This window comes from Albimonas donghaensis, from assembly GCF_900106695.1.
GTDB classification, from domain to species: Bacteria; Pseudomonadota; Alphaproteobacteria; order Rhodobacterales; family Rhodobacteraceae; genus Albimonas; species Albimonas donghaensis.
This window is the reverse complement of record NZ_FNMZ01000002.1, coordinates 61,652-82,682: the sequence shown is the minus strand read 5'-3', so window position 1 is coordinate 82,682 and position 21,031 is coordinate 61,652. Positions and strand designations below refer to the sequence as shown.

At 71.1% G+C, this 21,031-nt stretch carries 17 protein-coding genes; 10 read left to right on the top strand and 7 right to left on the bottom strand.

Annotated elements, in window-relative coordinates; translation table 11 throughout:
• The first annotated feature begins 4 nt into the window (after nucleotides 1–4).
• Nucleotides 5–1,027 carry an NAD(P)H-dependent flavin oxidoreductase gene (locus BLV24_RS06400; protein WP_092680354.1) on the top strand — a complete coding sequence of 341 codons (1,023 nt, stop codon included), beginning with the start codon at nucleotides 5–7 and terminating at the stop codon, nucleotides 1,025–1,027.
• Here BLV24_RS06400 and BLV24_RS06395 read toward each other — a convergent pair.
• Both BLV24_RS06395 and BLV24_RS06390 read right to left on the bottom strand, forming a co-directional pair.
• Nucleotides 1,024–2,136: an AbrB family protein gene (locus tag BLV24_RS06395; protein WP_092680353.1), complete on the bottom strand. Its 1,113-nt coding sequence runs from the start codon at nucleotides 2,134–2,136 to the stop codon at nucleotides 1,024–1,026. The two genes, BLV24_RS06400 and BLV24_RS06395, sit on opposite strands and share 4 nt — an antisense overlap.
• Before the next feature lie 102 nt (nucleotides 2,137–2,238).
• Nucleotides 2,239–2,787, bottom strand: a complete 549-nt coding sequence (locus BLV24_RS06390) for a TetR/AcrR family transcriptional regulator (RefSeq protein WP_176954652.1) — start codon at nucleotides 2,785–2,787, stop codon at nucleotides 2,239–2,241.
• Between the two features lie 323 nt (nucleotides 2,788–3,110).
• Here BLV24_RS06390 and BLV24_RS06385 point away from each other — a divergent pair, with 323 nt between their 5' ends.
• From BLV24_RS06385 to BLV24_RS06370, 4 genes are all read left to right on the top strand, one after another.
• A complete protein-coding gene (locus BLV24_RS06385) occupies nucleotides 3,111–4,292 on the top strand; it encodes an iron-containing alcohol dehydrogenase (RefSeq protein WP_176954651.1) in 1,182 nt (393 codons plus the stop codon).
• A 238-nt stretch (nucleotides 4,293–4,530) separates the two neighbouring features.
• Nucleotides 4,531–6,864, top strand: coding sequence for a xanthine dehydrogenase family protein molybdopterin-binding subunit (locus BLV24_RS06380; RefSeq protein WP_092680350.1), 2,334 nt, complete (start codon nucleotides 4,531–4,533; stop codon nucleotides 6,862–6,864).
• A 792-nt stretch (nucleotides 6,865–7,656) separates the two neighbouring features.
• Nucleotides 7,657–7,866, top strand: coding sequence for a cold-shock protein (locus BLV24_RS06375; RefSeq protein WP_092680349.1), 210 nt, complete (start codon nucleotides 7,657–7,659; stop codon nucleotides 7,864–7,866).
• 267 nt (nucleotides 7,867–8,133) lie between these two features.
• Nucleotides 8,134–8,907, top strand: coding sequence for a GNAT family N-acetyltransferase (locus BLV24_RS06370; protein ID WP_092680348.1), 774 nt, complete (start codon nucleotides 8,134–8,136; stop codon nucleotides 8,905–8,907).
• A 248-nt stretch (nucleotides 8,908–9,155) separates the two neighbouring features.
• On the opposite strand, the gene BLV24_RS06360 is transcribed toward BLV24_RS06370, so the two are convergent.
• From BLV24_RS06360 to BLV24_RS06350, 3 genes are all read right to left on the bottom strand, one after another.
• Nucleotides 9,156–10,358 (bottom strand): acetyl-CoA C-acyltransferase, encoded by a 1,203-nt coding sequence (locus BLV24_RS06360; protein WP_092680346.1) that lies wholly within the window; start codon nucleotides 10,356–10,358, stop codon nucleotides 9,156–9,158.
• A 74-nt stretch (nucleotides 10,359–10,432) separates the two neighbouring features.
• Complete coding sequence (locus BLV24_RS06355) at nucleotides 10,433–11,188, bottom strand: SDR family NAD(P)-dependent oxidoreductase (protein WP_092680345.1); 756 nt, start codon at nucleotides 11,186–11,188, stop codon at nucleotides 10,433–10,435.
• Between the two features lie 25 nt (nucleotides 11,189–11,213).
• Nucleotides 11,214–11,753, bottom strand: coding sequence for a PaaI family thioesterase (locus BLV24_RS06350; protein ID WP_092680344.1), 540 nt, complete (start codon nucleotides 11,751–11,753; stop codon nucleotides 11,214–11,216).
• Nucleotides 11,754–12,089: 336 nt separating this feature from the next.
• On the opposite strand from BLV24_RS06350, the gene BLV24_RS06345 reads away from it, so the two are divergent.
• The 5 genes from BLV24_RS06345 to BLV24_RS06325 all read left to right on the top strand — a co-directional run bounded on the left by BLV24_RS06345 (nucleotide 12,090) and on the right by BLV24_RS06325 (nucleotide 18,899).
• Complete coding sequence (locus BLV24_RS06345; protein WP_245710438.1) at nucleotides 12,090–14,168, top strand: 3-hydroxyacyl-CoA dehydrogenase NAD-binding domain-containing protein; 2,079 nt, start codon at nucleotides 12,090–12,092, stop codon at nucleotides 14,166–14,168.
• Between the two features lie 100 nt (nucleotides 14,169–14,268).
• Entirely contained in the window at nucleotides 14,269–15,927 is a 1,659-nt protein-coding gene (locus BLV24_RS06340) for an AMP-binding protein (protein WP_092680343.1), read from the top strand.
• A 34-nt stretch (nucleotides 15,928–15,961) separates the two neighbouring features.
• The gene (pimC, locus tag BLV24_RS06335; protein ID WP_092680342.1) at nucleotides 15,962–17,161 is read left to right on the top strand and encodes a pimeloyl-CoA dehydrogenase large subunit; all 1,200 of its coding nucleotides are present in this window, start codon (nucleotides 15,962–15,964) and stop codon (nucleotides 17,159–17,161) included.
• Nucleotides 17,162–17,168: 7 nt separating this feature from the next.
• Complete coding sequence (locus BLV24_RS06330) at nucleotides 17,169–18,305, top strand: acyl-CoA dehydrogenase family protein (protein ID WP_092680341.1); 1,137 nt, start codon at nucleotides 17,169–17,171, stop codon at nucleotides 18,303–18,305.
• Between the two features lie 378 nt (nucleotides 18,306–18,683).
• Nucleotides 18,684–18,899 carry a hypothetical protein gene (locus BLV24_RS06325; RefSeq protein WP_092680340.1) on the top strand — a complete coding sequence of 72 codons (216 nt, stop codon included), beginning with the start codon at nucleotides 18,684–18,686 and terminating at the stop codon, nucleotides 18,897–18,899.
• 20 nt (nucleotides 18,900–18,919) lie between these two features.
• Here the strand turns inward: BLV24_RS06325 and BLV24_RS06320 are convergent, their stop codons facing one another.
• A complete protein-coding gene (locus BLV24_RS06320) occupies nucleotides 18,920–19,747 on the bottom strand; it encodes an IclR family transcriptional regulator (RefSeq protein ID WP_143040236.1) in 828 nt (275 codons plus the stop codon).
• Nucleotides 19,748–19,839: 92 nt separating this feature from the next.
• Nucleotides 19,840–20,844, bottom strand: coding sequence for an NAD(P)H-dependent flavin oxidoreductase (locus BLV24_RS06315; protein ID WP_218133379.1), 1,005 nt, complete (start codon nucleotides 20,842–20,844; stop codon nucleotides 19,840–19,842).
• Nucleotides 20,845–21,031: the final 187 nt, after the last annotated feature.

Genomic DNA, 21,031 nt, shown 5'->3' with positions numbered 1-21,031 from the left:
GCCGATGGAGCCGCAGCTTTTCTCCACCCGCCTGACCGAGATGTTCGAGGTTCCCCACCCGATCGCGGCGGGGGGGATGATGTGGCTCTCGACCGCCGGGTTCATCGCCGCCGTCGCCCGCGGCGGGGCGATGGGGTTCATGACGCCCCGCTCCTACGGGGAGCCCGAGGCGTTCCGCGAGGGGCTGGCGGAGTGCATCGCGCTGGCCGAGGGGAACCCGGTCGGCGTCAACCTGACCCTCCCGCGCTATCACGCGACCTCGGCGCCCAACCGCGAATACCTCGCCATCGCGCTGGATCAGGGCGTGCGGATGTTCGAGACGGCGGGCGCGCATCCCGGCGGCCTGATCGAGGCCATTCACGCGGGCGGCGGCCGGGTCATGCACAAGGCCACCCAGTTCCGCCACGCGCTGGCGGCGGAGCGCGACGGCGCCGATGCGGTGGTCATCGTGGGGATGGAGGCGGGCGGTCATCCCGGTCTCAACCCGCATCCCGCCCCGGTGCTGCTGGCGCATCTGCGCCCGAAACTGCGCGTCCCGCTCGCCATCGGCGGGGGGATGGGCACGGGGCGGCAGCTGGCGGGGATGCTGGCGATGGGGGCGGAGGCGGTGCTGATGGGCACGCGCTTTCTGACCGCCGCGCAGATATGGGCGCATCCCGACTACAAGGCCCGGCTGGTGGCCGCGACCCATGACGACACCACGACCGCCATGGAATCGATCAAGGCCACCTGGCGGGTGCTCGACAACGCGACCGCGCGCGAGATCCGCCGGATGGAGGCTGAGGGCGACCCGAAGTTCGAGGATTTCGGGGCGGTGGTCCGCGGGACCTACGGGCGCGACAACGCCTATGTGCGGGGGGACGCGGAGAAGGGGCTGCTGTCCTGCTCCTCCGCCGTGGGGTTCGCGCAAGGGGTCGAGCCGGCGGAGGCCATCGTCGCGTCCATCATCGCCGAGGCGCGCGCAGCGCTGGGCCGGCTGGACGCGCTGCGGGTCGCGCCCGCCGGCGCCGCCGTCTCCGCCGCCTAGGCGGCGCCCCCGGGCAGGTTCGGTCCGGGCGGGATGCGTCCGGCGAAGGCCCTGGCCACCGCCACCGACAGGACGATGCGCAGGATATGGTGCGAGGTCACGTAGATCACCGAAATCTGCAGGGAGACCGCGATCAGCGACATCTCCGCCAGCCCGCCGGGCGCGAAGGCGAGCACCACGGCCTCGGGGATCTCGCCCACCGCGCCGGACAGCAGCAGGGCCGCGCAGATCGCCAGGATCAGCGTGAAGATGATGTTGACGAAGGCCAGCCGCAGCGCCCGGGCGAGCAGCCTTGTCTTCACGCCGACGAAGCGCGTGCCCAGCGTGGTCCCGATGATGAGCTGGGTGAGCTGGATGGACCAGTCCGGCGGCGCCGCCGCGGTCAGCCCGGCCAGATGCACGATGCCCGAGACCAGGATCGGCCCGGTGATGATCCCCGCCGGCATGTTCAGCTGTCGCCCGGCGAAAAAGCCGATCACCCCGGCCGCGGCCAGCACGGCCACGTCCATCGGCCCCAGCGTGGCGCCGGGCGCGGCCAGCGAGGCGCCGGCGGAGGAGCCCACGGCCATCCCCTCGAACAGCTGAAAGCCCACCGGCACCAGCATGATGCACAAGATCAGCCGCATGAACTGCAGGATGGTGAGCATCCGGGGATCGGCGCCGGCTTCCTCGCCCATCATGATGACTTCCAGCAGGCCTCCCGGCACCGCCGAGTAATAGGCCGTGCAGGGGTCGAGCCCGCCCATGACCCGATAGCCCCAGTAGCCTACATAATGGGCCAGCGGGATGTAGACGAAGGCGGCCAGCAGGGTCGGCCACCAGTTCAGCGCCTCCGCCAGCACCTGCGGGGTGAAGGCCGTGCCGATGGACACGCCGATGATCGGAACGAAGAACAGCCGCAGCCCCATCGGCACGCCCGGATCGCGCCCGCCCGGCCGGAGCCCCAGCCAGGCGGCGACGCCCACCGCCAGCACCGAGCCGAGCAGCATCGGCAGCGGCAGCCCGGCCAGCGTGGCCAGCGCGCCGCCCGCCCCGCCGATGGCGAAGGTCGCCAGCGCGGTGAGCGTGTGAATCTCCTGCTGTCCAATCCGGAACCGGCGCCAGTTCATCTCGCATCCGTCTTGGGCCCGCGCGGGGCCGGGGGCGCGGGGCGCGCTCGGGACCGGCACGATGGCGGAGTTTCGACTGCGCGGCAAGTTTCGGCCCGCGCCTCAGCGCCGGCGCACGCCCTCGATCACCATGTCGTAGTATTGCATCGCCACCATCTCCGCCGACAGGCGGCCGCTGGGCGAATGCCAGCGCGGAATGTGGTTGAGCGCGGAGTAGATCAGCCGCCCCAGCATGGCGGGGTCGACCTCGCGCAGGTCGCCGGCCTCGATCGCCTCGACCACGATCTCGCGCAGCAGGCGTTCCAGCCGGTCGCGGCCGGTGCGGATGGCGGGCGCCAGGTCCTGCGGCCCCAGCACCCGGTAGATGGAGGACGAGGCCACCCAGCCGGCCCGGTCCTCGTCGATGCGCCGGGCGGTGGTGCGCACGAAGGCCTCCAGCCTGTCCAGCGGCCCGCCCGCGAGATCCACCGCCGCCAGCACCTGGGCGTAGTTCTCCGCAAGGCGGGAGACGACGACGGCCTCGTAAAGCCGCGCCTTGTCGGGGAAGTGGTAGTAGACCGCGGCCTTGGTCAGCCCGGCCTCGTCGGCGATGTCCTGCAGCGAGGTCTTGTCGAAGCCCTTGGCCGCGAACAGCCGCGTGGCGATGCCCACCAGCTCCTTCCTCCGCCGGTCGCCCTTGGGGGAGCGGCGCGGGGTCGGGGCGGACGATGGCTTGGACGGCGGCTTGTGGGGCGACTGGGGCGGCGACTGGGGGGGCGGGGCCTGCGCGCCGCTCACGGGGCGCCCCGCGCGGCGCGGAGGGCGGAACCGGCGCAAGCGGGGCCGGCGAATCGGCCATATGCTCGAACAGGGCGACCCGGACGCCGGCCCGGATCGCGATGGGGCGCGCAAAAACCCACCCTGCGTATGAATCTCCGCGCATCCGTCGCCATGTCGCCGCTTTCCCTGACGTTGCGAAACCAGAACGAGAGGCCATGGTGATGACTGCGACCGAGATCGCAACCGGACATTTGAGCATCAACCCGCAGGATCGGGTGATTTTCGGCATGCCCGCGGCCGAGGCCGTGCCCGCCGAGATGGCCCGCCAGGGCGTCTCCCGCGCTTTCGTGACCTCCACCGCGTCGCTGGCGCGGCTGTCCGAGGGACCGCTGCAGGCGGTGCTGGCCGGGCTGGGCGCGACCTGCGTGGGCGTGCACGACCATATCCGCGCCCATTCGCCGGAGGAGGACGTGGTCGAGGCCGCCAACGCCGCCCGCGCCGCGGGGGCGGACGTGCTGGTGGCGGTGGGCGGCGGCTCGGTCATCGACGCCACCAAGGCGGTGCAGATGTGCCTCTGGTTCGGCGCCGACAGCGTGGACGCGATGCGCGAGGCGGGCGCCAGGATGGCCGCCGCGCGGGAGGCGGAGCCGGGCGGGGCCATGCGCATCATCGCGGCGCCGACCACGCTGTCGGCCGCCGAATTCACCTCCACCGCCGGGATCACCGACACCGCCAGGGGGGTGAAGGGCGGCTACACCCATCCCCGCCTGGTTCCGCGGGCGGTGGTTCTGGACCCGGCGGCGACGCGGGCCACGCCGCCGGCGCTGCTCGTCTCCACCGGCATGCGGGCGATGGATCACGCGGCGGAGGGCTGGTGCTCGCCCACCGCCAACCCGATGACGGACATGTTCGCGCTGGCCGCGGTGAAGGCGCTGGCGTCGTCCCTGCCGGCGATCCTGGCGGCGCCCGACGATCTCGGCCCCCGGCAGGCGGCGCAGTTCGGCATGTGGCAGGCGATCTCGGCGCTGACCGGAGGCGCGGGTTCGGGGGCCAGCCATGCGGCGGGCTACGCGCTGGGCGCGGCCTTCGGCGTGCCGCATGGGGAGACGTCCTGCATCATGCTGCCCGCGGTCCTGCGCTGGAACTCGGAGGTCAACGCCGACCGTCAGCAGGCGCTGGCCGAGGCGCTGGGCGACCCCGCCCGCCCGGCCTGGGAGCTGATGGGCGAGCTGGTGCGCGGGCTCGGCGTCCCCTCCACCCTGCGCGACAAGGGGATCACGCGGGAGGATCTGCCGAGACTGGCCGAGCTCGCCTTCGACTACGCCCCCATGCGCCGCAATCCGCGCCCGGTCGGCTCGCCCAGGGATATCGAGGAATTCCTCGACCACGCCTTCTGAGCGCCCGCCCGCGCGCGTTTCCGCCCCCCGCGCGCCGAAAGCCGCGCGGGGGGCTTCCGCAACGGTGTCCAAGGGTATTAACCTTTCCTTAGTTCACGACGTTCCGAGAGTTCACGACGTTCCGAGGGCGCGCCGCCATCCTTCGCGCGCCCGCCTCCCCGGCCCCCCATCCCGCTCCGCGCCCCGCCGCGGCGCGCGTCTTCCCCTCGGGGCCGGGCCATCACAGCGAGACCCGTCCATGACCGACAGCCCCAGCGCGCCCCTGCCGAGCATCGCGCTTCCGGCCGACCCCCGCCGGGGCCGGGCCGAAGACCGCCGCCTGACCACCGGCCGCGGGCGCTACACCTCCGACATCGCCGCCGAGGGCGCGCTGCACGCGGTGTTCCTGCGCGCGCCGACCGCCTCGGCGACGGTCTCGGGGCTCGACGTGGCCGAGGCCCGCGAGATGCCGGGCGTGCGCGCGGTCTACACCCACGAAGACCTCGCCGCCGACGGGATCGCGCCCTTCGTCGCCCCCTTCAAGCTGCCCCGGGAGGACGGCGGGGCCTGGACCCAGACCGACCGCCCGTTCCTCGCCATCGACCGGGTGCGCTTCGTGGGCGAGGCGGTGGCCATGGTGGTGGCCGAGACCCGCGCCCAGGCGATGGACGCGGCCGAGGCGATCATGGTCGACTATGACGAGACCCCGGCCGTCTCCGACGGCGCCGCAGCGCTCGCCCCCGACGCGCCGCTGGTGTGGGAGGATCACCCGGGCAACATCGCCTATGTCTGGAACAAGGGCGACTGGGACGCGACCGGCGACATCCTCGCCGCGTCCCACCACGTCGCGCGCATCGACCGCCACGTGACCCGCGTCGCCGCCGTGCCGATGGAGCCGCGGAGCGCGCTGGCCATCCCGGGTCCGGACCGCACGACGCTCTACGCCTCCATCCAGAACGCCCCGGCCATGCGCGGCGCGCTGGTCAGGGTGCTGGGCGTGCCGGCGGAGCATGTGCATGTGGTGGGGCCGGATGTGGGCGGCTCCTTCGGGATGAAGTCCGGGCCGCTGCGCGAAGAGACGCTGGTGTTCTGGGCCGCCCGCAAGCTGGGCGCGCCCCTGCGCTGGACCGCCGACCGCACCGAGGCGATGCTGACCGACGAGCCCGGCCGCGACATGACCGCGATGGCGGAGCTGGGGCTCGATGCGGACGGCAGGTTCACCGCCCTGCGGGTGCGGCTGACCATCGGCATCGGGGCCTACGCCTCGGGCCGCTCGCTGGTGGGCATCCTGAATTTCGGCGGGGTCTCGGGGGTCTACGTGATCCCGAAGACGGCGGGGGAGGCGATCGGCGTCTTCTCCCACTCCACCCCCACCGCGCCCTATCGCGGGGCCGGGCGGCCCGAGGCGACCTTCGCCATCGAGCAGGTGATCGACCAGGCGGCGCGGGATCTCGGGCGCGACCCGGTGGCGCTGCGCCGGGCCAACCTGATCCCGCCCGAGCGCATCCCCTACGACACCGGCTTCATCTTCACCTATGACAGCGGGAACTTCGCCAAGGTGATGGACGAGGCCGAGGCCCGCGCCGATCTCGCCGGCTACGCGGCCCGCAAGGCGGCGTCGGAGGCCAGGGGGCTGGTCCGCGGACTGGGCGTCGCCAACTGCATCGAGGTGGCGGGCGGTCCGTTCGGCAATGCCGGGCCGGACTATTCCCGCGTCGCCATCGGCGCCGACGGCCGGGTCAGGGTCGTCTCCGGCGTGATGTCGGCGGGGCAGGGGCTGGAGACGGCGATGACCGCCTTCGCCGCCGGCCGACTGGGCATCGACGAGGGCCTGATCGACTATGTGCAGGGCGACACCGCGGCGATGGAGGTCGGCAAGGGCATGGGCGGGTCCGCCGCCATGACCACCGGCGCCCCCGCGGTGCAGGACGGCATCCGCAAGGCGCTCGACAAGGCGCGCGAGGTCGCGGCGAAGGAGATGGAGGTCGCCGAGGCCGATCTGGACTACGACGCGGGCGAATTCCGCGTGGCCGGCACCGACCGCGCCATGACCCTCGCCGCCGTGGCGAAGGCCGCCGAGGCGCGGGCCGTGGCGCTGGAAGGGTCGGGAGAGTTCAAGCCCTCGGACGCCACCTATCCCAACGGCTGCCATGTCTGCGAGGTGGAGATCGACCCCGAGACCGGCGTCACCCGCATCGACCGCTATTCCGCGGTGGAGGATATCGGCCGCGTGCTGTTCCCCCAGATGGCCGAGGGCCAGATCCATGGCGGCGTCGCCCAGGCGCTGGGCCAGGTGCTGTGCGAGGCGGTGCGGCTCGACGCCGACGGGCAGGTGCTGTCGGCGACCTTCATGGACTACGCCATGCCGCGGGCCGACATCATGCCCGCCTATGATTGCGGCTTCTCGGAGGGCCAGCCCACGGCGATCAACCCGCTGGGGGTCAAGGGCGTGGGCGAGGCCGGATCGGTCGGCGGGCTGGCCGCGGGCATGAACGCGGTCTGCGACGCGCTGGCCGGGCTGGGGGTGGAGCGTTTCGAGATGCCCGCCAGCCCGCAGCGGGTCTGGGCGGCGATCCAGGCCGCGCAGGGCTGAGCCCGGGGGGCGTTCCGGCGCAGGGGCGGAGCGTGACGGGCGGGCGGGGGCGAATCCCCCCGTCCGGCGTCGCCGCCCGCCGTCGCCCGACGCCGCCAGTCGGGGCGGAGGCGCGGGGCTTCCGCTACGTTCCCGGGCGGGAAGCCGCGCCTCACATAGGATGCATGCGAAATAAATCGCCAGCGATTTCCGTGCGGAAGTTGAGAACGCTTCGCAAGGCGGCGGAATTCATTTGCCAGCCGCGGGGGAGTGTGGTTAGGGATGAAGAAGCGACGCACATCCGCACGGCAATCCGGCCGGGGGTGATGATCGCCCCAGGGCGGAGACCCCGGGCGTATCGCATGTCGCATCGGAGGCCACCGGGCGCTCCGCCGGTCGAGAGCCGCGCCGCCTGGCGCGGGAGATGAAATTGGTCGTCCCTGCGGCCCGAAATGGCAAGCGCAGCGCGGACGACGGACGAAAGACCCCCCTTGAAGTCATTCGCGGCTTACCGCGTCGCCGGCCAAGACCTCCCTCCGCACGTTGCGGAGCCGAGCCTTAATCGCGACCCCGCCGTTTCCGACGGCCTGTCCACCCAGCGCGAGGCCCTCGGCCTGCGCCGGGGCGACTCCGCCGGGAAACAGGCCAGGATCACGGCCGACGCGGCTCGCCGCCTTCCCCCTTGCGTGAATGCATCCCGCGCCCCCCGGCCAGCGCTCTCAGCGCGCCGGGGCGCGACGCCTCACGCTCCCCATCGCAGCGCGTGTCCACCCCGGTCCCGTCTGCGCGCACCCGAATAGAGGAGACATCTCGATGGCTACGGGTACTGTGAAGTGGTTCAACGGCACCAAGGGTTACGGCTTCATCGCCCCCGATGAGGGCGGGGCCGACGTGTTCGTGCACATCTCGGCGGTCGAGCGTTCGGGCCTGAACGGCCTGGACGAAGGCCAGAAGATCGGCTTCGAGATCGAAGTCGACCAGCGTCGGGGCAAGTCCTCGGCCGTGAACCTCAAGTCGCTCTGATTTCGTATCCGGCCGCGATGCGGTCGGGCGCGAGATGAGACGGCCGGACAAGAGCGGACCCGGGGCGCGAGCCCACAGGGCGACCCGGGACGGTCCAAGGCAAGATAACGGGACGCGCGCGGCGAGAGCCGCGGGCGTCCCTTGACGTTCCGGGGGGCCTGTTTCGAGCCCGGCCTCGGGCGGTCGCCCGCCCCTCCTCCCCCCGCTCCCCTCCCCTCCTTCCCTCTCCCCTCCCCCCCCTGCTGCGACCCGATCCGGAGCCCGTTCATGCGCCTTGAGACCGACCGGCTGATCCTGCGGCCCCTGGCGGCGGGCGACATCGACTGGACCGCGGGGGCGATCTTCGCGGACCCGGAGGTCTGCGCCGGGCTCGCCCATGACATCTCCGACCCCGCCGCCCGCCGCCCCTTCGCCGAGGGCTGGTGCCTGGGCCAGGGCGAGACCGGCCCCGCATGGCGCGCCGGCGGCGTCGGCGCCTTCGCGGTGGAGGACCGCAGCGGCGCCGTCGCCCGCCCCGGCGATCCGCTCGGCGTGGTCGGCGCCTTCGACGCCGCGCGCCGGGACGGGATCTGGACGGGCGAGTATTTCCATGCCTTCGCCAGCGCCTTCCAGGGCCACGGGCTGGCCGCGGAGGCGGGCGTCGCGGCGCTCGCCGCCTGGGCTGCGCTGCCGGGCGCGGGGCCGCTCTACGCCTGCTGGTGGGGGCGGCTGAACCCGCGCTCGGGCGCGGTGCTGGCCCGCTTCGGGTTCGGGGCGGCGGCGCCGCTGGACCTGCTCGACGAATACGACGCGCCCCGCGCCGCCTCCTTCGCCCGGTTCGAGCTGTGGCGGCTCGCCAACGCCGCGCCGTGCCAGCGGGCGCGGGTGGGGCGGGAGGCGGCGGTGAAGCTGGGCCACCTGGCCCGCGAGGCGGTGATCGCGCGGGACACCGCGCGGGCCGACCTGCGCCGGCTCTGGCCCGAGGGCGGGGAGGCGCTGGACGCGGCCTTCGCCGAGGGGCTCGCCCATCCCGGGATGCTGCGGTCCGTCTTCACCCCCTGAGCCAGCGCCCGGCCCCGCCTGAGGGAGCGCCGCGACCGGGCGCCCGCCCCTGTCCCGGTTCCGCCCGCGGCGCGGTCGGGCGGGAGCGCGGGTGGCGGCGTCTCCGCCCGGCGCCCGGTCGCCCTGCGCCGCGGGCGCCCCGGCGCGGCGCTCGGGCCGGTGGTCGCGGCGCTCCCCCCGACGGAAAACGGGCGCGGAGGTCTCCCCCCGCGCCCGCATAACGTCTCACCGCCCGAAGGCGGCCGGGATCAGGCGACCTCGAACAGGCCGGCCGCGCCCATGCCGCCGCCGACGCACATGGTGCAGACCACGTATTTCGCGCCGCGCCGCTTGCCCTCGATCAGCGCGTGGCCGACCATCCGGGCGCCCGACATGCCGTAGGGATGGCCCACCGAGATCGCGCCGCCGTTGACGTTCAGCAGCTCGTCGGGGATGCCCAGCTTGTCCTTGGAATAGAGCACCTGCACCGCGAAGGCCTCGTTCAGCTCCCACAGGCCGATATCCGACACCTTCAGCCCGTGCCGCTCCAGCAGCCGGGGCACGGCGTAGACCGGGCCGATCCCCATCTCGTCCGGGTTCAGGCCGGCGACCGCGATGCCGCGATAGTAGCCCAGCGGGCTCAGGCCGCGCTTCTCGGCCTCCTTGGCTTCCATCAGAACCGAAGCCGAGGCGCCGTCGGACAGCTGCGAGGCGTTGCCGGCGGTGATATGCGCGCCGGCCTTCACCACCATCCCGTCCTTGAACACCGGGTTGAGGCCCTGGAGGCTCTCCAGCGTGGTCGAGGGACGGTTGCCCTCGTCCTTCTCCAGCGTGACCTCCTTGAACGAGACCTCCTTGGTCTCCTTGTCCATCACCGCCTGGGTGGAGGTCAGGGGGACGATCTCGTCGTCGAAGGCGCCGGCCTGCTGGGCGGCCGCGGTGCGCTGCTGCGAGCGCAGGGCGTATTCGTCCTGATACTCGCGCGAGACGTTGTAGCGCTCGCCCACGATCTCGGCGGTCTCCAGCATGGACATGTAGAGCGCGGGGACGTGCTCCTTGATCCAGGGATCGCCGGCGCGGTAGCCGTTGCGGTGCTCGTTCTGGCACAGCGAGATCGACTCGACGCCGCCGCCGATGGCGACGGTCATGCCGTCATCGATGATCTGCTTGGCGGCGGTGGCGATGGCCATCATGCCGGACGCGCACTGACGGTCCAGCGACATGCCGGCGATCTTGTCGGGCAGGCCGGCGCGGATCACGGCCTGACGGCCGATATTGCCGCCCTGGGCGCCCTGCTGGATGGCCGAGCCGACCACGCAGTCCTCGATCTCAAGCGGATCGACGCCGGCGCGCTGGACGGCGTGCTTCACGGCGTGGCCGATCAGCTCCTGGCTCTGGGTGTTGTTGAAAGCGCCGCGATAGGCCTTGCCGATCGGGGTGCGCGCGGTGGAAACGATGACGGCTTCCCGCATGGGAATTCTCCTCTCCCTTGGGTTCTTCTCGACCGGCCGCGCAGGGGGGCGCGCGACCGGCATCGGGCGTCGGCTCAGATCGTGTCGCCGCCATCGGCCACCAGCAGGTGGCCGGTCATGAAGGCGGCGGCGTCCGAGGCGAGGAAATGGGCGCAGCCGGCGATGTCGTCCGGCTCGCCGATGCGGCGCAGGGGGACCTTGTTCTCGACCCGCTCCAGGCGGTCGGGGTCGGTCCACAGCTCCTTGGCGAAATCGGTCTTGACGAGGCCGGGCAGGATGGCGTTGACGCGCACCCCCTTGGGGCCCCAGGCGACCGCGAGATTCTTGGTCAGATGCGCTTCGGCGGCCTTGGAGATCGAGTAGAAGGCCAGCATCTCGGAGGCGCGCAGCGCCGCGACCGAGCTGATCAGGATCACCGCGCCGCTTCCCTGCTTCTCCATGATCGGGGCGACCAGGGAATTGACCAGGATGTAATTGGATTTGACGTTGTTATCCATGATCTTGTCCCAGGCGCTTTCGGGCAGGCCGGGCATGGGACCGTAGACGGGGTTCGAGGCGGCGTTGCACACGAGGATGTCGATGCGGCCCCATTTCTCCATGGTGGCGTCGACCAGGCGCACGAGCTGCTCGCGCTCGCCGATATGGCAGGGGACCGAGATGGCTTCGAAGCCGGCGTCGGTGATCTCCTTCGCCACGGCCTCGCAGACATCGGCCTTGCGCGAGCTGATCACCACCTTGGCGCCGGAGCGCGCGTATTGCCAGGCGATGGCCAGGCCGATCCCCTTGGTCGAGCCGGTGACGATGGCGACCTTGCCCTTGATGTCGAACATGCGGGTTTCTCCTCCCCTTCGGTTCTTATGACTTGTCGGCGGCGTCGGCGGCGGCCGCCGCGGCGGCGACCTCCGCGTCGGCCTGCGCGCGGGCGGCCAGCGCCACGTCGAGCGGCTCGCCCTCCGGATCCTCGGACCCGCGCATGTACTGGAAGCTGCCGATGCCGTGGGCCAGCACCTCGCCGTCCTCGGACAGCGCCTCGGCGGTGGAGGTGTAGATGCGCCGGCCCGAGGCGACCTTGCGGGCCTCGACCCGGATCAGGCCGCTGCGCACGCGGCCAGTGAACTTCACCGTCATCGACAGCGTCACCGCCCGGCGCACGTTGCCGGGGACCGAGCACCACAGCCCCGCCCCGGTCATGCAGGCGTCGAGGATGGTGCAGTAGATCCCGCCATGCACGATGCCCGAGCGGTTGAGGTGATAGGGCGTCACCTGAAGCTCGCCCCAGATCGCGGTGGGCGAGCGGTGGGTGAGCACCAGCCCGAGCCGGTCCTGGAAGCCCTCGCGCGCCAGCGGGCCGGCGGGGATGGGCTGACGGTCGGGGTCCGGATCGGCGTCCTTCATGCGGTCTCGCCGATGCGCGGGGCCGCGGCGGCGCGCGAGTCGCCCCGGGGCCGGGCCATGACCGGGGCGGGGCCCCTGATATCTGTCAGGCAGGCGCGCGCGGCTGGAGGCCTCTTGTCGATCATGGTCCTGAATTTCCTCCCGATTTTCGGTCCGTTCGCGGGGCGGCGGCAACGGCGCGTTAAGACCGCGAGCGGGATTTCCCGACCGCCGATCCGTCGCGTTTCATGTTGACTCGGAATTCAGCACTTCTTAGCCTCGGCGTCAAATTGCAAAATATATTTCCGCACCGCAGAATTTGCGGTCGGAAGGACGTCGCAGCGGGGAGGAAAGCTCGTGTCCGAAGAAAAAGTCGCCATGCGCATGGTGGGTCGTGTGGCTGTGGTCGAGTCCGACAACCAGCCGGTCAACGCCCTGGGTCACGCGGTCCGCAAGGGCCTTTTCGACAACGTTTCGGCCGCCGCGGCGGATGCCGGGGTCGACGCCATCGTCATCGCCTGCAAGGGACGCACGTTCCACGCCGGCGCCGACATCACCGAATTCGGCAAGCCGCCGCAGGAGCCGGGCCTGGTCGAGGTGATCGAGCTGATCGAGGCCTGCGAGAAGCCGGTCGTCGCCGCCATCCACGGCACCGCGCTCGGCGGCGGGCTGGAGCTGGCGCTCGGCTGCCATTTCCGCGTCGCGGTCCCGTCGGCCAAGGTCGGCCTGCCCGAGGTGAAGCTCGGCCTGCTGCCCGGCGCCGGGGGCACCCAGCGCCTGCCGCGCCTGATCGGCGCCGTCGCCGCGCTGGAGCCCATCGTGAAGGGCGACCCGATCCCCGCGCCCCGCGCCGCCGAGCTCGGCATCATCGACGCGGTGGCCGAAGGCGACCTGGTCGAGGCCGCCGTGAAGATGGCCGAAGCCAAGGCCGCCGAGGGCGGGCCGCTGCCCCGCATCTCCCAGATGCGGACGCCGCCCACCGACATGGAGGCCTTCGAGGCCGAGGCCGGCCGGCTGCTGTCCCGATCCCGCGGGCTGAAGGCGCCGGCGACCTGCGCGCAGACCGTGCGCAACGCCATCACCATGTCCTTCGCCGACGGCACGGCGCAGGAGCGGGCGCTTTTCGCCGAACTGCGCGACGGCCCCGAGTCCAAGGCCCAGCGTCACGCCTTCTTCGCGGAGCGCGAGGCCAACAAGGTTCCCGGCGTCACCAAGGATGTGAAGCCCCGGCCGGTCAACCGCATCGCGGTGCTCGGCGCCGGCACCATGGGCGGGGGCATCACCATGTCCTTCGCCTCGGCCGGCATCCCGGTGACCATCATCGACCTGAACCCCGAAGCGCTTGAGCGCGGCATGGGGGTGATCGAGAAGAACTACCGCAACACCCAGCGCCGCGGCGGCCTGACCGAGGCGCAGGTGGACGCGGCGCTCGCCAACATCACCGCCAGTTCGGATTTCGACTCCGTGGCCGAGGCCGACATGGTGATCGAGGCGGTGTTCGAGAACATGGATCTGAAGAAGAAGATCTTCAAAGACCTCGACGCCAAGTGCAAACCCGGCTGCGTGCTGGCCTCCAACACCTCGACCCTCGACGTGGACGAGATCGCCGCCGTCACCTCGCGCCCCGAGGACGTGGTGGGGATGCACTTCTTCTCGCCGGCCAACGTGATGCGCCTGCTGGAGATCGTGCGCGGTGAGAAGACCGCCCCCGACGTGCTCAAGACCGCGATGGACGTGGGCAAGAAGGGCGGCAAGATCCCCGTGGTGGTCGGCGTCTGCTACGGCTTCGTCGGCAACCGGATGCTGCACGCCCGCGGCGCCCAGATCGAGCCGATGCTGCTGGAAGGCGCCTCGCCCAGCGAGATCGACGGCGCGCTGACGAAGTTCGGCATGGCGATGGGGCCGCTGGCCATGTCGGACATGGCCGGGCTCGACGTCGGCTACCGCATCCGCCAGGAAAGCGGCAGGAAGGCCCCGGTCAACGACGCCATCTGCGAGATGGGCCGCTTCGGGCAGAAGACCGGCAAGGGCTGGTATCTGTATGAAGAGGGCTCGCGCCGTCCGATCCCCGATCCGGAGATCGACGCCCTGATCGCCCGCGTCGCCAAGGAGCAGGGGGTGACCCGCCGCGAGTTCTCCGAGCAGGAGATCTTCGAGCGCCTGATGTTCCCGATGATCAACGAGGGCGCCAAGACGCTGGAGGAAGGCGTCGCGCTGCGGGCCTCCGACATCGACGTGATCTACCTCTACGGCTACGGCTTCCCGGTCGGGCAGGGCGGCCCGATGTATTACGCCGACCAGGTCGGCGCGGACTACATCTGCGAGCGGCTCGACCACTACGCCGATGTCACCGGCACGGAGAGCCTTCGCCCCTGCGCGCTGATGCGCAAGCTGGCGGCGGAGAAGAGCACCTTCGCCGCGGCCAAGGCGGCCTGAGGCCGCCCCATGCGACGGGCGGGTCCGCGTCAGGGCCCGCCGCAAGTCCCGGAAACAGGGACGGCGCAACGACCGCGACAGCGACAGGGAGTGCCGCGCGATGCTCGACGACATGCCCGCCTGGGCTCGATGGTATGCGGAAGGCGTGGACCCGCATTTCACGCCGGAAGCGACCACGGTCAATCGCCAGTTCGAGATGTTCACCCAGGCCTTCGCGGATCGTCCGGCGCTGGACTACAACGACCATGTCCTGACCTACGCGGCGTTCCGGACCGAGTGCGCCCGGCTCGCCAACGCCCTGCGCGCGCGCGGGATCGGGCCCGGCGACGTGGTGGCGCTCTACCTGCCCAACACCCTGTTCCACCCGCTGTTCTTCTTCGCGACGCTGCTGACCGGGGCCACGGTCACGCATCTGTCGCCGCTCGACGCGCTGCGGGAGCTGGAGCACAAGATCCATGACAGCGGCGCGCGGATGATCGTCGCGCTGTCCTTCGCGCCCTTCGGCCCGCGGGTGGTCGAGCTGCTCGACACCGGCGCGCTGTCCGAGGCGGTGCTCTGCGACGACGCCCTGTTCGGCGGTCCCGCCGGCGCGATCCCCGACGATCCGCGCGTCACCTCCTGGCCCGCCCTGATCGAGGGCGCGGGGACCGAGCTGTCGGTCCATGACGCGGCCCCCGGGGACCGGGCGCTGCTGCAATACACCGGCGGCACCACCGGCCTGCCCAAGGCGGCGGTGCTGACCCATGCCACCCTCGCCGCCGCGGTGCAGATCTACGAATACGCCTGGCTCAACGACCCGGACCGGCTGGAAGGCGCGGCGAGCCTCACGGTCTCGCCCTTCTTCCACATCATGGGGCTGACCTCGATCCTGATGACCCGGCTGAAGACCGGGACGTCGATCGTCATTCACCAGCGCTTCGACGCGAACCGCGTGGTCGACGATATCGAGCGCAAGCGCATCGTCTCCACCGGCGGCGTGCCGACCATGTGGATCGCCATCGCCAACATGCCGGGGATCGAGACGCGGGACCTGTCCTCGCTGCGCTCCATCGGCTCGGGCGGCGCGCCCATGCCGGTGGAGATCGTGCGCAAGATCAAGGCGCTGACCGGGCTCGACATGCGCGGCGGCTGGGGGATGACCGAGACCGGGGCCGCCGGCACCTCCATCCCCGCCTCCCACGCCTGGGAGAAGCGCGCCTCCATCGGCATCCCGCTGCCCGGCGTGGCGCTGGAGATCGTGGACGTGGACGACCCCACCCGCGTCCTGCCCGTGGGCGAGACCGGCGAGATGCGCATCAAGTCCCCCGCGGTGATGACCCATTACCACGACAACCCGGAGGAGACCGCGCGCAGCTTCGTCGACGGCTGGTTCCTGACCGGCGATATCGGGCATTTCGACGAGGACGGGTTCCTGTATCTTGTGGACCGCAAGAAGGACCTGATCCTGTCGGGGGGCTACAACGTATACCCCCAGGCGATCGAGCAGGCGATTCACGCGCATCCCGACGTCGCGGAGGTCATGGTCATCGGCGTCCCCGACGACTACCGGGGCGAGAGCGCGCGCGCCTATGTGGTGCTGAAGCCGGGGGCGGCCGAGTTCGACCTCGCGGCCCTGCGGGTCTTTCTCGACGACCGGCTGGGCCGGCACGAGATGCCCCAGGGGCTGGAATTCACGACGAGCCTGCCGCGCACGCCCGTCGGAAAATATTCCCGCAAGATGCTGCGGGATCAGGTTCTCAAGGCGCCGGACGGGGCTTGACCCCGCCGGCCGACACCAGGGAGAGGAACACGCCGTGGATCTTGAATTCACCGCCGAGGAGAAGGCCTTCCGCGACGAAGTCCGGACCTTCATCCGCGAAAATCTGCCCGAGGGCACCCGCACCCGCATGAAGGAGGGCCGCGGCACCTCCAAGCAGGACATGGTCGACTGGATGAAGATCCTGGCCGACAAGGGCTGGAGCGCGCCGCGCTGGCCCAAGGAATACGGCGGGCCGGGCTGGAACGCGATCCAGCAGTATATCTTCACCGAAGAGATCCAGCTGAACCACGCTCCGGATCCGCAGGGCTTCAATATCTCGATGGTCGGGCCGGTGATCTACACCTTCGGCAACGACGCGCAGAAGAAGAAGTTCCTGCCCTCGATCCTCGATTGCTCGGTGTGGTGGTGCCAGGGCTTCTCCGAGCCGGGCGCGGGCTCCGACCTCGCCTCGCTGAAGACCAAGGCGGTGCGCGAGGGCGACGAATACGTGGTGAACGGTCAGAAGACCTGGACCACCTACGCCCAGCACGCCGACTGGATCTTCTGCCTGGTGCGCACCAACCCGGACGCGCCGAAGAAGCAGATGGGCATTTCCTACCTGCTGATCGACATGAAGACCCCGGGCATCACCGTGCGCCCGATCCAGACCATCGACGGCGGCGTCGAGGTCAACGAGGTGTTCTTCGACAATGTCCGCGTCCCGGTCGAGAACCTGGTGGGCGAGGAGAACAAGGGCTGGGACTACGCCAAGTTCCTGCTGGGCAACGAGCGCATCGGCATCGCCCGCGTCGGCGCCTCCAAGGCCAAGCTGCGCCGGGTCAAGGAACTGGCGGCCTCGGTGCCCCAGGGCGAAGGCTCGCTGATGGACGATCCCCGCTTCCGCGCCAAGGTGTGGGAGACGGAGGTCGAGCTGAAGGCGCTGGAGATGACGCAGCTGCGCGTGCTCTCCGACATCGCCATCCGCGGCGGCAAGAAGCCCCATCCGGCGTCCTCGGTGCTGAAGCTGAAGGGCTCCGAGATCCAGCAGTCGATCACGCATCTGCTGATGGACGTGGTGGGGCCCTACGCGATCCCGCGCTCGATGGGCGTCGAGGGCTCGAACGAGCCGTCGGTGGGTCCGGACTGGGCCGACGCCATCGCGCCGGGTTATTTCAACTACCGCAAGGTATCGATCTACGGCGGCTCTTCTGAGGTTCAGAAGGGCATCATCGCCAAAGCTATCCTGGGACTGTGAGGAACCGATGGACTTCGAACTGAGCGAGGAGCAGCAGCTCCTGAAGGACATGGTCGGCCGCTTCATGCAGGACCGCTACGACTTCGAGAAGCGCAAGAAGTACATGGCGGAGCCCGGCGGCTTCTCCGAGGAGATCTGGGCGGCCTATGCCGAACAGGGTCTGCTGGCCGTGCCCTTCGCGGAAGAGGACGGCGGCATCGGCGGCGGTCCGGTCGACCTGATGATCGTGATGGAGGAGATGGGCAAGGCGCTGGCGCTGGAGCCCTATCTGTCCACCGTGGTCATCGGCGGCTCGATCCTGCGCACCACGGCGACCCCGGCCCAGCGTTCGGCGCTGGCCGAGGAGATCATCGGCGGGGCCTGCAAGCTGGCCTTCGCGCATTCCGAGCCGAAGGCGCGCTACGAGCTGGCCCATGTCGAGACCAAGGCCGCCAAGTCCGGCGACGGCTACACGCTCGACGGCGCCAAGACGCTGGTCATGTATGGCGGCGTCGCCGACAAGCTGATCGTGTCGGCGCGGGTTTCGGGCGCGACCACGGACGAGGCCGGCGTCGGCCTGTTCCTGGTCGACCCGAAGGCGGACGGCGTCGCGATCCGCGACTACCCGACCCAGGACGGCCTTCGCGCCGCCGAGGTCACGCTGACCGGCGCGGCCGCCGAGCTGCTCGGCGACACGCCCGACAGCATGGCGGCCATCCGCCAGGCCTCCGACGAAGCCATCGCGGCGCTCTGCGCCGAGGCGGCGGGCGCGCTGGGCAAGTCGCTGGACCTGACGGTGCAGTACATAAAGGACCGCGAGCAGTTCGGCCGGGCCATCGGCTCGTTCCAGGGACTGCAGTTCCAGGCCTCGGAAATGTTCGTGGAGCTGGAGCTGGCGCGCTCGATGATGATGTACGGGGCCATGGCCTCGCGGGATGCCGATCCGGTGGAGCGGTCGCGGGCGGTGTCGGCGGCCAAGGTGCAGCTGGGCCGGTCGGCCAAGCAGCTGGGCGAGAAGTCGATCCAGCTGCATGGCGGCGTGGGCATGACCATGGAGTATTCCATCGGTCACTACTTCAAGCGCCTGTCGATCATCGACCGGACCTTCGGCGACACCGACCATCACTTGGCGCAGCTGGATGCCGTGGGCGGCATGGCCGCCTGATCCGGAGCGGATCGGAACAAATCGTCGGACATCGGGGGGCGCGGCGGGAAACCGTCGCGCCCCTTTGTCGTGGACGGGAGCCGCGCGTCCCGCGCCCGCCCGGCGGACCGGTTCCGCCCGCGCGGCGTGGGGACGGGGGCGCCGGGGGGCGCCGTTTCCGGGGGGCGGGCGTCGGGGAGAAACTGGCGCGGCGCTCGCAACCCGCGGCGTCGCGGCTCGCGCCCGATCCGCCGGGCCGCGCGGGCGGGCGGGGGCGACCCGCGCGACCGCGACGCGCGGCCTCCCTCCGGCGCCGCGTCGCGCCGCCGCGGGCGGGTTCCCGGCGCCCGCCTCCCGCCCCATATGCGCGGGACCGTGGAGGAAACCGGAGCTCGCCCGATGTTGAACCTGATCTACCGCGTGCCGCTGATCGGCTGGATGATCCGCGACGCCATGGAGGGCGAGGAGGACGCGCCGGTCTGGTTCGCGGTCAACCTGCTGATGCTCTGGGTGCTGGCGGGCGTGATCTTCGGGATCCAGGGCGTCGCCATGCTCGCCCTGATCGCCACGCCCATCGTCTTCGGCCTGATCCTGACGGTCACGCTGGGCAGGTAGCGCGCCGCCCGCGCCCCTGGCTAGTGGCGCGAGATCCGGGCGGCGAGGTCCAGCAGCCTCGGGCCGACCTCCTTCTCCAGCTTCAGCCGGGGCAGGGTGTAGGCCGCGCCGCCGCAGGTCAGCGTGTAGAGCGTGTCGTCATGGGCCAGCCGCAGCGGCACGCCGGCCGTGTTCACCTGCGCCCGCCAGTTGCCCAGCGACATGCAGAAGCCCCGCTCATGCACCGAGCGCACCGAGTCCCGGATCCCGGTCAGCGTCGCCGGCCAGATCGCGGGATCGGCGCGGGCCTCGAGCTCGACGATCAGGCGCTCGCGCTCCTCGGTCGAGGTGGCTGCGAGATAGGCCCGCCCGGCCGCCGAACGGCCCAGAGACAGCCGCGAGCCGACGTCGAGCTGGAGGCTCATCACCCCTTCCGACGACCGCGCGCAGGCGAGATAGACCATCCGCAGGTTGTCGCGCGCCGACAGCGCCACCAGCACGCCGCCGCCCACGGCCTCGGCCATCTCCTGCATGTGGGCCTGCGCGGTCTCGCGGATGCGGAAGCCGGCGAGACAGGCGTAGCCCAGCCCCAGCACGGCCACCCCGAGCCGATAGCGCCCGGTGGCCGCGTCGTAGCGCAGATAGCCCAGCCGGGTCAGCGTGTAGGTGATGCGCGAGACGGTGGAGGGCCCCAGCCCCGAGCGCTGCGACAGCTCCAGGTTGCCCAGCCCGTCGTCGCCGGGCTGGAAGCAGCGCAGCACCTCGAGCCCCCGGTGAAGCGCGGAGACGAACTGGCGGTCGCCCTCGAAGGATTTCGCGCCGACGGCGACGTCCGCCGCGGCTTCGGGCATGGCGCTGCGTTTTCGCACGGATGGTTCCCCCGATGATCGCGCCGCACCCGCTTGCGAGAAGGGGCGCGGCGCGGAGCGTCAGGCGGCCGGCGGGGCCGCCGGGGCGCGGATCAGCCCGCCGCGGCGGCCGAGGCCTTGAGCAGGCGCCCGTAGCCCGGATTGGCGGCCTGCGGAACGGTGGCGTTCAGGCGGGCGATGGCCTCGAAATACTCGCGCTCCAGCCGGGCCACCAGCTCGGCGGTCGGGACCACCTCGTCGATCGGGCCGATGCCCTGGCCGGCGCCCCAGATGTCCTTCCACTTCTTGGGCTTCGGGCGTTCGCCCTCGGCGTTCAGGGTGAAGCTCATCTTGGAGGGATCGGAGCCTTCGAGGTTGTCGGGGTCGAGCCCGGCCGCCGCGATCGACGGGCGCAGGTAGTTGCCGTGCACGCCGGTGAAGGTGTTGGTGTAGACGATGTCCGACGCGCCGTGGCGCGTGATCATGTCCTTGTAACCCGGCACCGCGTTGGCCTCGTCCGTGGCGATGAAGGCGGTGCCGACATAGCCCATGTCGGCGCCCATGGCCTGGGCGGCGAGGATCGAGTCGCCCTTGGAGATCGCGCCCGACAGCAGCAGCGGGCCGTCGAACCATTCGCGGATCTCGCGGATCAGGGCCAGCGGCGACTGGGCGCCCGCATGGCCGCCCGCGCCGGCGGCGACGGCGACCAGACCGTCGGCCCCCTTCATGATCGCCTTGTGGGCGAAATGGTTGTTGATGACGTCATGCACCACCACGCCGCCGACGGAATGCGCGGCGTCGTAGACCTCGGTGCGCGCGCCCAGCGAGGTGATCCAGACCGGCACCTTGTGCTTCACGCACATCTCCACGTCGCGGTCGAGCCGGACGTTGGACTTGTGCACGATCTGGTTGACCGCATAGGGCGCGGCGGGCGCGTCCGGATTGGCCTGGTTGTGGCGATCCAGCTCCTCGTTGATGCGGGTCAGCCAGATGTCGAGCATGTTGGGCTCGCCTTCCTTCTCGCGCGCGTTGAGCGCGGGGAAGGAGCCGATCACGCCGGCCTTGCACTGGGCGATGACCAGCTCGGGGCCGGAGACGATGAACAGCGGCGACGCCATCACGGGGATGCGGGTGCGCTGAAGAATGGGCGGCAGGCTCACGAGGCGGCTCCCTCTGGAATTCTCTGGTGGGCCCGCGCGAAACCGCGGCCCGATCGGGGGCCGTGACTTGCGACGGGGGCGTTCCTCCCTGCGGAACAAGGGGCAGGGTAGCGAGATTCGCGAGGTTGCGAAATATATTTCTGCA